The following is a 241-nucleotide window of genomic DNA, read 5'->3' as shown; positions in this document are numbered from 1 at the left end:
TTGGCGTTCTGTTCCACCAGGAACACCGTCACACCGTCCTTGCGCAGTTGTTCGATGATGTCGAATATCTGCTGGATGATGATCGGAGCCAGGCCCAGGGACGGTTCGTCCAGCAGCAACAGGCGCGGTGGCGGATCGGCGTAGAGCGCGCAAGCCAGCGCCGCCTTCAGGCGTTCGCCGCCACTGAGCGAGCCGCTGGGCGCCAGGATCTTGCGCGCATCCAGGCCGAGGTCGGCCAGGC

At 65.6% G+C, this 241-nt stretch carries 1 protein-coding gene; it reads right to left on the bottom strand.

Going from position 1 to position 241, the window contains the following annotated elements; translation table 11 throughout:
- Positions 1–241 (bottom strand): AAA family ATPase (locus SB764_RS44155; protein WP_410867333.1); only part of this gene is annotated, 241 nt, incomplete at both ends.

The organism is Paraburkholderia sp. SIMBA_027, assembly GCF_046535315.1.
GTDB classification, from domain to species: Bacteria; Pseudomonadota; Gammaproteobacteria; order Burkholderiales; family Burkholderiaceae; genus Paraburkholderia; species Paraburkholderia tropica.
The sequence above is the reverse complement of the archived record's forward strand: the minus strand, read 5'-3'. Positions and strand labels throughout refer to the sequence as shown.